Source organism: Streptomyces pseudoechinosporeus (assembly GCF_054783935.1).
In genome coordinates, this window is sequence record NZ_BAAGPS010000027.1 from 350 (window position 1) to 11,621 (window position 11,272).

Sequence of the window (11,272 nt, forward strand, 5' to 3'; positions counted from 1 at the left end):
GATGTCTGGCCGCGAGGTCAGGCGGGCGTGATGTTCTCCGCCTGCGGGCCCTTCTGGCCCTGCGTGACGTCGAAGGTCACCGCCTGGCCTTCCAGCAACTCGCGGAAGCCGGAGGAGTTGATGTTGGAGTAGTGCGCGAAGACGTCCGGGCCGCCGCCTTCCTGCTCGATGAAGCCGAAGCCCTTTTCGGAGTTGAACCACTTCACGGTTCCGCGTGCCATGCTGGTGCCTCTCGGTCGCTATCGGGTCCGCACCGTGCGGACCCGGAGGTGATCGCCCTGGTCCGGCACTGCACAGCAAAGAGCCCACGCCGGAGCGCGGGCAGGTACTGCGAACCACGACATCTGGCAGCGACGCTACACGGCGAAACCTGCCGCCACCAGAGAGCAACATCCATAGGGCAAGAGCCGCATTCAGTGCGGGGCTTCGGCTCCGCCTCCCTGCTGGACACGCTCGACGACGTCGGCGTGCAGTGCGGCCAGTTGGCCGGGCGGCAGCGGGACGGGACTGCCGGTCAGGGTGTACCACTCCGCGGCACCGGTGTACTGGACCGTGACGGCGGCGCGTCCGCCGGGCAGGGCGGTGGTGGCGAGGGTGAGGTCGCCGGTGATGACGCCGACTTCATCGGTCATCGCGCCCCCTCTCCCCGCGGTCACCTCGCTCTGCAGCCGCTCGGGCGCGGGCGTGCCGTCGTGGCCGGTCATGACGTGCAGGTATCCAGCATCTCGGTCAGCATGTCCTTCTCCGCTTCGGTGACCGTCAGCTCGTAGGTGGCTTTCACTGCTGTCCAGGCCCGCCCGTAGGTGCACCAGTACGCCTTGGCCGGCGGCTGCCACTCATCCGGGCCCTGGTCGCCCTTGGACCGGTTGGAAGCGCGCGGGTTCGTCGATTTCTGGACGGGCTCAGGTTCCAACCCGCCCGCCGAGAGGGATTTCGGTTGGGCCTGACGGACGGGTTCGCGATCCGAGCCCGAAGCGATGCCGCCAGCCCGGCAGCGTCCGCCACCACGGGCGACCGAAGACCCATCCGCGCACGGCCCTGCTGGTCCTGGCGGTCATCGTCGCACATCTTGCGCGCTGCGCCGTGCTCGTACGGCTGCCGCCAGGTCTGCCGACGTGGTGACGGGTCGTTGCGGATCGGTGCCCCGGTCGATCTCGTTCAGGACGTGAGGTGCGAGGCGGCGCACCTCCGCGTCCGGTTTCTCTTGGGCAGTGGTCCCGTAGGCGGCCTCCCACCGAAGGCGCGTTCTGCGTCCGTGGGTGTGTCCAGGGGGAAACCGTGCGTTCGTACCAGGTGATTCACGAGAGCAGGCCCCGGTTCACTTCACGCGCGTACGCCTCCTGTACCGCCTCCAGGCGGGTCCGGTCCCTGCGGACCAGCCGCGACAGGCTGCACCGCACGAGGAGCCCTGGTGGTCAAGGGTGCGGACTGAGGTGGAAGACGCGGATGTCGCGCTGGGTGCGGGCGTTGTAGGTGTCGTAGACGGGCAGCGCGGTCAAGATGCGGAGCCGGTGGAGCGTCTTGTCTTCCTCGGTGAGCTGCTGTGCGGTGACGGCGATCGTACGGCCTTGGTGGGTGAGGTGGGCGGTGGGGGTGTGGAGGAGGTTGGTGCTCCAGGCGGGGTGGTGGGGTTTGCCGAAGTTGCTGGCGACGATGAGCCAGCTGCCGTCCGCATCGTGGTGGGCGCACAGGGGGGTGGTGCGCTTGTGGCCGGTGCGGTGGCCGGTGGTGGTCAGGATGACGGTGGCGATGAACAGGCGGCTTGGGAGCAGCCGTCCGCGGGTGAGGCGGTGGAGGAGGAGGTCGCAGTGGGGCAGCAGGTGGGGGGCGAGGGTGGTGAACAGGCGGGTGCGGCCCAGGCGGACGACGAGTGGATGCGGCATGCGGGCACCTTCACAAGGGGCAGGGGGCGGTAGGGCTCGCCCTGGCGGGGACGCGGGTCGGGGGTGCCGGCCTGGGGCCAGGCGGCCAGCGCGCGTTCGGCCATGGCGGTGATGGTCAGCGAGGGGTTGAGTCCGAGGTTGCCCGGGATCACGGAGGCATCGGCGATGTGCAGGGTGGGGTAGCCGTGCACCCGGTGGTAGGGGTCGGTGACGTGGCGGGCGGGGTCGGTGCCGGTGGGGCAGCCGCCCATGAGGTGCGCGGTGATCGGGACCTTGAGCAGGGTGGTCCACAGGCGGCGGGCACGGCCCCCGATCCGCCGCGCGTAGGTGTCGGCGACCGCTTCGGCTGCGGGGGTGCGGACGGGTTCGGGGCGCGGGGTGTCGGGGCGGAAGGTCATCCGCCTGCCGAACAGGGTGCGGCGCTGCCGACTGGTGAGGGCGGAGTCGTTGCGTTCCATGGCGAAGAGCAGGGCGGTGCGCCGCCCGAAGGCCCGCCACGGTCCGGGCAGGGGGAAGGGCAGCAGGGCTGCGGCCAGCGGGTGGGTGCCGGGGCTGACGCGGCACAGCTGGAGGAGGGTGTCGGAGTTGGGGCGCATGGCGGAGGTGATGGCGGCTCCGGGGCCGGTGTCGAAGCCGGGTGCGGCAACCCCGGTGATCACTTCCCGGTTGGTGCAGGTGCGGGTGCCCAGGGCGGGGGAAAGATGGGGCAGGTGGGGTCGTGAGCGGTGGAGAAGTTCGGTGGTGCCCCAGGCCCCGGCGGCCAGGACTACTTGCTGTGCGTTCAGGACTTCGCGCGTACAGCGGGAGGTGAAGCGGCCGAGGACGGTGCGTTCGGTCTCGACCTGCCAGGTTCCGTCCGGTTGGGGGTGCAGGGCGACTGCGGTGGTCAGGGGGCGGATGTTGGCGCCGGCGCGTTCGGCGAGGTGCAGATAGTTCTTGGGCAGGGTGTTCTTCGCGCCGATGGGGCAGCCGGCCGTGCACTGCCCGCACAGGGTGCAGCCCGTCCTGACGGGACCCTGTCCGGCGAAGTACGGGTCGCCGGCCTGTTGCCCGGGGGCGCCGAAGTGGATGCCGACCCGGGTGGGATGAAACGTCCCTCCCATCCCGAGGTCGTCGGCGGCCTGCCGCAGCACCCGGTCCCCGGCCGACGTCGCGGGCACGGTGGCCGTGCCCAGCATCTGTTCAGCCCGTACGTAGTGCGGGGCGAGTTCGGCCGCCCAGTCGACAGCCTGGTCCCACCCTGCCGCCCGGAACGTGGCGTCGTCGGGCCGGTAGTGGACGGCGGCGTAGGCCAGGGACCCTCCACCGACCCCGACCCCGGTCAGGGTCAGCAACCGTCTGCGCAGGTGCACGCGCATGATGCCGTGCCATCCCAGCCGTGGTGCCCACAGCAGGCGCCGTACCTGCCAGGGTGAAGTGGCGAAGTCCGCGTCGGCGAAGCGCCGCCCTGTCTCGATGACGGTGACCTGGTAGCCCTTCTGGGCCAGGCGCAGTGCGGCGACGCTGCCGCCGAAACCCGAGCCGATGACCAGGACCTCCAGATCCGGTGCCGGGAAAGCCGCCTGCTCACCCACGCGTGCCCGCCCCTATCCGGCCGTCGGCGCATCGTCAGTGCGCCGGTCATCTGAGAGCTGGTCGGCAGGGTTGACCGGGGAGTTGGAGGAAGTCCTCGACCCGGCGGCCAGAACAGCCTGTTGCGGCTCATCGGTTCCGCCTGTCGACACTGCGGTGACGTTGCTGGGGCTGCGTCGCGTACGGCTTCGTACGGCGAAGGCGCTCATGCCGGCGGCGACCATGCCGATGGACCAGGTCAGGCCCACGGCAAGCTCGCGCCAGGGCACCAGGTGCAGTCCTCCGGCGGTGACGACGGTTTGCATCGCCCCGTACGCCGGGAAGTACCGCAGCACAGGGCTGTCGGCGGCAGGGTTGGCGATGGGGTTCTGCAGGGCCAGGTCGACGAAGCTGATCATGATGACGAGGAACATGCCGGCCAGTTCGCTGCGCAGGACGGCGGCGAGCATGATGCCGATGCCCCCGTAGGTCAGGGCTCCGACGAACAATCCGACGCCCAGGAGGGGCAGTTGCTGGGGGTCCCAGTACATGCGCATCCATACCGCTCCGTAGGCGGCGACCACGGCCGCGGCCAGCAGCAGGGCGGTGAACTTCGCCAGCGCCAGGCACAGCCGGGGGTAGCCGGCCATGACCAGGCGCCGGTCGAAGAGGGCGGAACGGGCGGTGGCGAGGAACATCATGAAGCCGACGATCAGCGCAAGGCTGTGCAGGGCTCCGGACATCTGGGTGATGACGTTGGCGTCCATGGTGATCGACCGGCTCGCGGGGCGGACGAAGAACCGCACCGGGTCAGTGGCCATGACCTTGTACGCGAGGGTGATCCACACGGGGATGAAGAACACCACGATCACCAGGGCCAGCCGGTTGCGCAGCTGCTCGATCAGCGCGAACAGCACAGCGGTCCGCAGGCAGAACATCCACTGCTTCATGACCGCACCCCTTCCGTGCCCGCCGTGCTCGTGGCTGCGTGCCCGGTGGCTACGCCGATGCGTTCGGTTTTCTCAAGGACGCCGTCATGCAGCCGGTACAGGCAGTCCAGGCGGGAGGCGTCGTAGGTGAGGTGGGAGACGACCAGCACGGAGCAGCCGCGGTCGCGCAGGTCCTGGGCCAGGTCCCAAAAGCGCAGGTAGGTCTCCCAGTCGAAGCCCTGGTAGGGCTCGTCCAGGAGCAGCACCTGCGGGTCGTGCATCAGTGCGAGGGTGAGGTTGAGTTTCTGCCGGGTGCCGCCGCTGAGCGTGCCGGTGCGGGCTTTGAGGTACTCGGTGCAGTGCAGGATCTCCAGCACCTCATGCGCCCGGTGAAGACTGTGAAGGCCGTAGGCGGTCCGGAAGAATTCCAGGTGCTGCTCGAGGGTGAACGCCTCGTGCAGGACACTCTGCTGCGGGCAGTACCCCAGCACCCCCCGGCACTGCACCGTGCCAGCGTCCAGGGCGAGGTCGCCCACCAGGATCCGCAGTAGGGTGCTCTTGCCCGCCCCGTTCTCCCCGACGATGCCCGCCAGTTGCCCCGGGGGCAGCTCGAAGCTCACTCCTTTGAGTACATGCCGGCGCCGGTAGCTCTTGTGCACACCGGTCACGCACAGCGCCGGCCCGCTGGTCCTCATCGCCGTGCCCTCCGGCCGCTTCGGTGCGTCACACCAGGTGAGGGGCATCCCGGCCCAGGGGCGGCGGCGTTGCCGGTGATGGCGCGGGACCGAAGCTGGGACGAGGGAGAGACTGACCGGGGGCGACACGAGACCTTGAGCACGGCGGGCACACTAGTGATTACCTTCTGTGATAGTCCACTTGTGTGTCAACGAGGTGCCATGACCAGCACGATGCCCTCCGCTGTCATTCCGACCGCTCCCGGCGCCCTGCCCGGGATCGGCCACGCGTGGCAGATGTTCGCCCGCCCTCTTGCCTTTACCGCCTCTCTCAACGCACTCGGCCCGGTGGTGCGCATGATGGCCCCCGGCCACCCCGACGTTTTCATGATCAACTCGCCGGAGCTGCTGCACCGCATCCTGGTGACCGAGACCCGCGACTACGCCAAGGGACGGATCACCGAGGGCATCGGCTCACAGTTCGGCGTGAGCCTGGTGATGGACGTCGACTTCGAGGGGATGAGCCTGTTCGACTCCCACCGCCGCCACCGCCGCGCCGTCCAGCCTGGCTTCCATCCCGGCCGGATCGCCGCCCAGGTCCACGACGCACGTCAGGGCATCGAGGAGCACACGGCACGGTGGCAGCCGGGACAGACCCTGCTCGTCAACAAGGACCTGGCCTGCCTGGCCTACACCCTCAACTCCCGAGCTTTCTGCGGTCAGGGCCCCGCCACCCACTTGGTGGCCGACGCCCTGGCCGGCCTGGTGTCCCAGACCACCAGGGGCCTGTACTGGCGCATGTCCGCCCCGCGCCTGGGCCATCTCTCCCATGTCCCGGGCACCGGGGCTTTCAACCGGGCCCTGGCCCGGTTGCGCACCGCGATCACCGCCACGATCTACGCACGGCGGGCCACCGGTCAGACCACCACACCCGATGTGCTCTCCCACCTCCTGGACGCCAGGTACAGCGACAGCGACGAAGCTCTCGATGACTCTCAGATCGTCGCCGAGCTCGTCTTCTACCTTTTCGCCGCCGTCCACAGCGTCGGAGAGGCCCTGCCCTACGCCTTCTATGAACTGGCCCGCCACCCGGACGTCGAGCGGCGCATGCACGATGAACTCGACACCGTCCTGGCCGGCGGCCCCGTCCGGGCCCAGGACTTGCCCCGCCTTGACTACACGCGACGCGTCCTGCAGGAGGTGCTGCGTCTGCATCCGCCGGTGTGGCTCGTCGCGCGCCGCGCCCTCATCCCCGTCCAGCTCGGCGACGCTCACTTGCCCGCTGGGGCGGAGATCTCGTTCTGCCCCTACGCCCTGCACCGCGACCCCCAGGTGTACGCAGAGCCCTTGCGCTTCGATCCCGACCGCTGGCTGCCCGAACGGGCCAAGAACCTCCCCGCGGCCTCTTACCTCGCCCTGGGTGCCGGGCCCCGCAAGTGCATCGGCGACAACCTCGCCATGATGCACATGCTCACCGCCCTGGCCACCATCGGCGCCCGCTGGTGCCTGCGACCGGTCCCCGGACATCGTCTGCGCCCCGCCGTCCGCATCTTCCTCTCCTCCGGCCCGCTGCCCATGACCGTCGAACCCCGGCCCGCCCCCCAGCCATAAACGGCTCCGCCCCCTCCCCGGCACTGAGAACTCCTGGGAGCTGTCCGGGCTGGGGGCGGCGCGCCGCCCGTACGCTTCGCCCCCGGCCCCAGCGTCAGGCGGTGGTGGTCACCGCGGCGCTGTCCGGCGTGTGGAGGGCACGGCACCATAACGGCGCTCCCGCCCGGCGTACGCACACATGGCCTGCCACAGGTCCCGGCGGTCGATGTCCGGCCAGAGCGTGTCGGTGAAGTGCAGCTCGGCGTAGGAGGCGTGCCAGAGCAGGAAGTTGGAGGTGCGCTGTTCGCCCCCGGTGCGCCACAGCAGGTCGACATCCGGCATCCTGTGCCCGGGCAGGTGGGCGGCGAAGGTGCGCTCGCAGATACGGGAGGGGTCCAGACGCCCCGCGGCGACCAGCTGGCCCAGGGAGATCGCGGCCTGGGTGAGTTCCGAGCGGCCGCCGTAGTTCACGCACAAGGTGAACGCCAGGCCGGGCCGGTGCCGGGTCTTCTCCTCGGTCCGGATGAACGACTGCACCAGGTCCCGGGGCACGCCCTCAGGTGATCCAGCCCAGCGAAAGCGGACATCGTGACTGAGGATGTCCTGGTCGTGCTCGATATCCCCCAGCAGTGTCATCAGGCCGCTCACCTCCTCGGCGGGGCGTTGCCAGTTCTCCGTGGAGAAGGCGTAGACCGTCAGATGCCGCAGCCCGATCTCCAGCGCGCCTTGGACCACATCGCGCAGCGCGTCGGCACCGGCGCGGTGGCCGTCGCTGCGGGACAGGCCCCGGTCGGTGGCCCATCGTCCGTTGCCGTCCATCACGATCGCCACATGAGCGGGCAGACGACCTGGCGGCAGCTGGGGAGGGCGTTCACCCGAGGTGTGCGGCCGGGGCGGTTTGGGGGCACACGTGCCAGCCGGGGAGGGAAGCCTGACAGGCGCATTCTGGCCCTCCGCACCCGGTTCTCCCGGCGGGACCATGACCGGGGGCAGGAGCCGCCACGCCACCGATGCCTTCGCCCGGGCAGGAAGGACGATGCTCCATGCGGCGAGGCGGGGAAGACGCGGCTTGCCCTTCAGCACCCTCCCCCGGGCCCGCTCCACTCGATCCAGCCGCAAGCGGCCCAGCTCACTGACCGTCTCCACCGCGACCACGAGCACCGCGGGCATTCCCGCGACCAGCTCCGGCTGCGTGATCCACTCGCGTCCCAGCGCAGTCAGGTGCGCGACCATGTCGCGCAGCCCGGGCGTCCACCGGCCGCTCAACAAGGCCTGCGGGGTCACGGAGAACTGCTGGAGAACCTCCAGAGGCAAGGTGATGCGGCCTTGTGCGGTGTCCTCGGCGAGATCTTCGAGAATGTCGATGAGGTTGAGGGCGTCCACCCACTGCCTGAACGCCGACAGGTGCCTCAGGCGCACCGGCATCTGAAGCCCGGCCGCAGTGAACAGGGCCACGGCCTGGGCGAAGAACGTGGTGTTGACACTCTGGGAGTACCCGCTCCACTCCTGCCACGTCTCATGGACACGCCCATCGACGTCCTCGCGGAGCGCCTCGAACGCCGCGAACAGCTCCCCGGTCGGCAGATCCCACGTCCGCGCCGCATGCACCAACGCCCGGCGCACCAGATCAGCGCTGCCACCCTGGCGCAAGTCCTCGACCAACGCACTCGTCCACGCGTCCAGACGGGCTGCCCTGGCGGCCGGATCACCGGTATCGGCGAGGTCGTCGGCCACCCGGCCCGCCGCGTAGATCGCCCAAAGGGCAGGGCGCAACGTCGGCGGCATCAACTGTGCGACCAGGTATTCCGTACCCCCGGCCCCACGCATCACACGCCGACACGCCTCGTAGCCAGCCACCAGCCCCGGGTCCTCGATAGCGGCCATCTGAAAGCAGGAACGGGGCACGGAACTCCCTTGATAGTCCTCAAACCAGCTGCCTATTGCAGGCTCTGACGGCGGCATCACGCAGGGACGCAGTCCTCAGCCGCTTTACCGCCACGCCCGAGAAGAAAACGACCAATCAACTCACCGGTTTCGCCAGCCGGGAAGTCGCAGCCGAACACCCGCGACCCACAAACACCGCCGTTTTGAGGGGGATTCATCCGTGCCCCGCGCGGGTCCAGGGTCGTTAGGCGAGCCGGGCCGCACTACGCCCGAATCCGCAGGACCACCCCGACGGCCTGACGGCACAAGGTCTGTGGTCGTTGTTCACGCTGCGCGCAAGAACAGCGGGGCGGGGGCTGCACCGCGAGGAAGGCGCCCCGCAGTAGATGATTGATGCTCTGGGTCCGGGCGGCCGGTGGCGTAAATCGCGCTCTGTCGCGGGAAAAGCGCTGTCCCTAGGCTCGCCGGTATGGCCAAGTCACGGGACAGGAAGCAACGAAAGCCACAGCAGCGGGTCATCCGGCGCAGGCCGGAGTCGGCGCCACAGCCCTCCTCAGCGCTCTCCGGTCCTCACGCCGGCCCATACGCGATGCGGGGCAACATGCCCATGACGGCCCGCATCCTGGAACAGGCGCCCCCCGACGCGCTCGTTGAGCTGCTGCTGCCGAACCTGTGGGCCGGGATCGCGGACGAGAGCGGGGCGCCGGCCAACATCTGTGTGGACAGCTGCCTCACCTTGAAATACGCCTACGGGCAGCTCGGGATCCGCTCTGAACTCGCACTGACCGACCTGACCGTCCGCGAGGCCAACGGCAACAGCGTCCTGCACGGCACCCCGGAGCCGTCATGGAACGACGACGGCACTGTCTTCAACGGCCACTGCATCCTGCTCCTGCCAGACTCCGGCCGCCACATCGACGCCACCGTCGAGCAGTTCGCACAGGTTCGTGAGCAGGGCGGAGGCCCGCTCGTCGGCCGCTCCGTCGCCTCCAGTGAGGAGCTTCAGCCAGGAGAGCGCCTGCCGGCCGGGACCCGCCTGGCGGTGCAGCGCGGCGAGATCGTGATGATGTACACGCTGTCGCACCTCAGCGTGGCCGACGTCATCGACGGCCAGCCCTGGATCACTCAGAACGCTCACCGGCATTACCGCGCCGGCGTCAATCTCGCCTCGCTCCTGCTCCAGGCGCTGCGCATGCCCGAAGTCATCGGCCGTGCCCGCCAGGCACCTTATCCGCGGCTGCGGGCCCTGCTGAGGGCTGTCGGTGATGCTCCGCAGGAGGTGGACGACGAGCGCAATCTTCGCTTCGCCCTGCAGGGGCAGGATGGCCCGCAGCGCCTGCTCCTGGACGAGATCCCTCTGCCCGCAACGACTCCGGCCCCGTATCCGCGCCCTCTGCCGGCGGAAGTCACCGGCACGACCACGCCCTGACACCCACGGACAACAGTGCAGCGGGAGCATTTCACGGGCAGTCCGCTGCTCACGGCCCTCGCTGCGGGACCGCCGGCCCTCTCCGCCAGGCCGAACGTCACTGGTCGCCGGAGCGGCGCGGTGCTGTCATGGGTAGGGAAGACCGCGTGGACGAGCCGGCAGGGGCGCGGAGGCCGGCGCGCCGCGCGTGGTCCGCCCGGGCGGTCCCACCGCGGCCGCCCCGTCGCACAGCGGAGGAGGCCGATGCCATGCTGCACCGCCGCACGGTCGGTGACGTGATGACCAAGGAGGTCATCACCCTCCGCCCCAACACGCCGTTCCAGGAAGTCGCCGCCCTGCTGGACGCGAACGACATCGCCGCGGCCCCGGTCGTCGACGCCGACGGCGCCCCCGTCGGCGTGGTGTCCGCGTCCGACGTGCTGCGGCACGAGACCGGTATGCCCGATCCGCAGGGGCAGGACGGGAACGACGAGCGCGCCTGGGGCAAGGCTCGGGCCCGGACTGCGGGCGCGCTCATGAGCAGCCCCGTCTTCACCGCCCGCGCCGACTGGACGATCCCCCGGGCCGCGCGGGAACTCCGCAGGCGGCACATCAAGCAACTGCCCGTGGTCAGCGACGACGGGCTCCTCACCGGCATCGTCAGCCGCAGCGACCTGCTCGACACCTTCATCCGCTCCGACGTCGAGATCCGCGGCGAGGTGGAGCAGGACGTCCTGGGGCGCATCCTCGGCCTGGACGAGGGCACCGTCGCGGTCGAGGTCCGTGACGGGGACGTCACCCTGCGGGGTCACGTCCCGGAACCGCGTCTCGTCCCGGTGGTCGTGGGCCTCTGCCAGGGCGTCGACGGTGTCGTCGCCGTGGACGCCCACCTCTCCGCCGGGGGCTAGGCCCCGGGGGGAGTCCGGCCGCAGCAGCGGCAGGCCAGCCACCAGGTGCAGCCGAGCAGATCCCGGCACAAGACCGTCCCCACCCATCCACGATCACTCTCCGTCTATCGCATCCGACGCGAGAATTTCGCATCAGCTGAGGACAGCGGGCGCGGCCCCGGCTTCCGCGGTAGCTGCAAGGCGGACTTCTGACCCCTGACAGGCCTGTTGGGGAACAGCGGTTCACCTGCGTGTCCGGCAGCAGTCTGTCCTGGCTTGTATGGAGGCGGTGGGCTCGATGGCATACGAGCTTCCGGGGACCTACCAGGCTTCGAGGGCGTTTCGGGCGGCGCGCCTCGCCACTGGTTCGTAGCTCGCTGGGCGTGGGCGGCTAGTGTGATGCACCTGAAATCGCGGGCTTAAGTCTCTCGCTGATTATCGGTGGCCGGCGGAGTGACTTTGGTGA

10 protein-coding genes and 1 pseudogene are annotated in these 11,272 nt (G+C 69.8%); 3 read left to right on the forward strand and 8 right to left on the reverse strand.

Annotation, left to right across the window (positions count from 1 at the left end; translation table 11 throughout):
• Nucleotides 1-17 precede the first annotated feature (17 nt).
• The 7 genes and pseudogenes from ACYVO6_RS28365 to ACYVO6_RS28395 all read right to left on the reverse strand — a co-directional run bounded on the left by ACYVO6_RS28365 (nucleotide 18) and on the right by ACYVO6_RS28395 (nucleotide 5,058).
• The gene (locus ACYVO6_RS28365; protein WP_461066001.1) at nucleotides 18-221 is read right to left on the reverse strand and encodes a cold-shock protein; all 204 of its coding nucleotides are present in this window, start codon (nucleotides 219-221) and stop codon (nucleotides 18-20) included.
• A gap of 192 nt (nucleotides 222-413) precedes the next feature.
• Entirely contained in the window at nucleotides 414-704 is a 291-nt protein-coding gene (locus tag ACYVO6_RS28370) for a hypothetical protein (RefSeq protein ID WP_461066003.1), read from the reverse strand.
• Nucleotides 701-874: pseudogene (locus ACYVO6_RS28375) on the reverse strand (HNH endonuclease); the annotation flags it as partial. The gene ACYVO6_RS28370 and the pseudogene ACYVO6_RS28375, both read right to left, overlap by 4 nt.
• 541 nt (nucleotides 875-1,415) lie before the next feature.
• Nucleotides 1,416-1,844: a nitroreductase/quinone reductase family protein gene (locus ACYVO6_RS28380; RefSeq protein WP_461066019.1), complete on the reverse strand. Its 429-nt coding sequence runs from the start codon at nucleotides 1,842-1,844 to the stop codon at nucleotides 1,416-1,418.
• Nucleotides 1,733-3,457 carry a GMC oxidoreductase gene (locus tag ACYVO6_RS28385; RefSeq protein ID WP_461066005.1) on the reverse strand — a complete coding sequence of 575 codons (1,725 nt, stop codon included), beginning with the start codon at nucleotides 3,455-3,457 and terminating at the stop codon, nucleotides 1,733-1,735. The genes ACYVO6_RS28380 and ACYVO6_RS28385 overlap by 112 nt, the downstream gene beginning before the upstream one ends.
• 12 nt (nucleotides 3,458-3,469) lie before the next feature.
• A complete protein-coding gene (locus ACYVO6_RS28390; RefSeq protein WP_461066007.1) occupies nucleotides 3,470-4,384 on the reverse strand; it encodes an ABC transporter permease in 915 nt (304 codons plus the stop codon).
• Complete coding sequence (locus ACYVO6_RS28395; RefSeq protein ID WP_461066009.1) at nucleotides 4,381-5,058, reverse strand: ABC transporter ATP-binding protein; 678 nt, start codon at nucleotides 5,056-5,058, stop codon at nucleotides 4,381-4,383. The genes ACYVO6_RS28390 and ACYVO6_RS28395 overlap by 4 nt, the downstream gene beginning before the upstream one ends.
• Nucleotides 5,059-5,259: 201 nt before the next feature.
• On the opposite strand from ACYVO6_RS28395, the gene ACYVO6_RS28400 reads away from it, so the two are divergent.
• Nucleotides 5,260-6,648: a cytochrome P450 gene (locus ACYVO6_RS28400; RefSeq protein ID WP_461066011.1), complete on the forward strand. Its 1,389-nt coding sequence runs from the start codon at nucleotides 5,260-5,262 to the stop codon at nucleotides 6,646-6,648.
• A 108-nt stretch (nucleotides 6,649-6,756) separates the two neighbouring features.
• Here ACYVO6_RS28400 and uppS read toward each other — a convergent pair whose 3' ends face one another.
• Complete coding sequence (gene uppS, locus ACYVO6_RS28405) at nucleotides 6,757-8,511, reverse strand: polyprenyl diphosphate synthase (protein WP_461066013.1); 1,755 nt, start codon at nucleotides 8,509-8,511, stop codon at nucleotides 6,757-6,759.
• Nucleotides 8,512-9,118: 607 nt separating this feature from the next.
• Between uppS and ACYVO6_RS28410 the strand changes: the two genes are divergently transcribed.
• Entirely contained in the window at nucleotides 9,119-9,940 is an 822-nt protein-coding gene (locus ACYVO6_RS28410) for a hypothetical protein (protein ID WP_461066015.1), read from the forward strand.
• 248 nt (nucleotides 9,941-10,188) lie between these two features.
• Entirely contained in the window at nucleotides 10,189-10,827 is a 639-nt protein-coding gene (locus ACYVO6_RS28415; protein ID WP_461066017.1) for a CBS domain-containing protein, read from the forward strand.
• The last annotated feature ends 445 nt before the right edge of the window (nucleotides 10,828-11,272 follow it).

Coding starts and splice junctions, on each gene's coding strand:
- ACYVO6_RS28365 (WP_461066001.1), bottom strand. CDS start 221: ATGGCACGCGGAACCGTGAAGTGGTTCAACTCCGAAAAGGGCTTCGGC.
- ACYVO6_RS28370 (WP_461066003.1), bottom strand. CDS start 704: ATGACCGGCCACGACGGCACGCCCGCGCCCGAGCGGCTGCAGAGCGAG.
- ACYVO6_RS28390 (WP_461066007.1), bottom strand. CDS start 4,384: ATGAAGCAGTGGATGTTCTGCCTGCGGACCGCTGTGCTGTTCGCGCTG.
- ACYVO6_RS28395 (WP_461066009.1), bottom strand. CDS start 5,058: ATGAGGACCAGCGGGCCGGCGCTGTGCGTGACCGGTGTGCACAAGAGC.
- ACYVO6_RS28400 (WP_461066011.1), top strand. CDS start 5,260: ATGACCAGCACGATGCCCTCCGCTGTCATTCCGACCGCTCCCGGCGCC.
- uppS (WP_461066013.1), bottom strand. CDS start 8,511: ATGGCCGCTATCGAGGACCCGGGGCTGGTGGCTGGCTACGAGGCGTGT.
- ACYVO6_RS28410 (WP_461066015.1), top strand. CDS start 9,119: ATGACGGCCCGCATCCTGGAACAGGCGCCCCCCGACGCGCTCGTTGAG.
- ACYVO6_RS28415 (WP_461066017.1), top strand. CDS start 10,189: ATGCTGCACCGCCGCACGGTCGGTGACGTGATGACCAAGGAGGTCATC.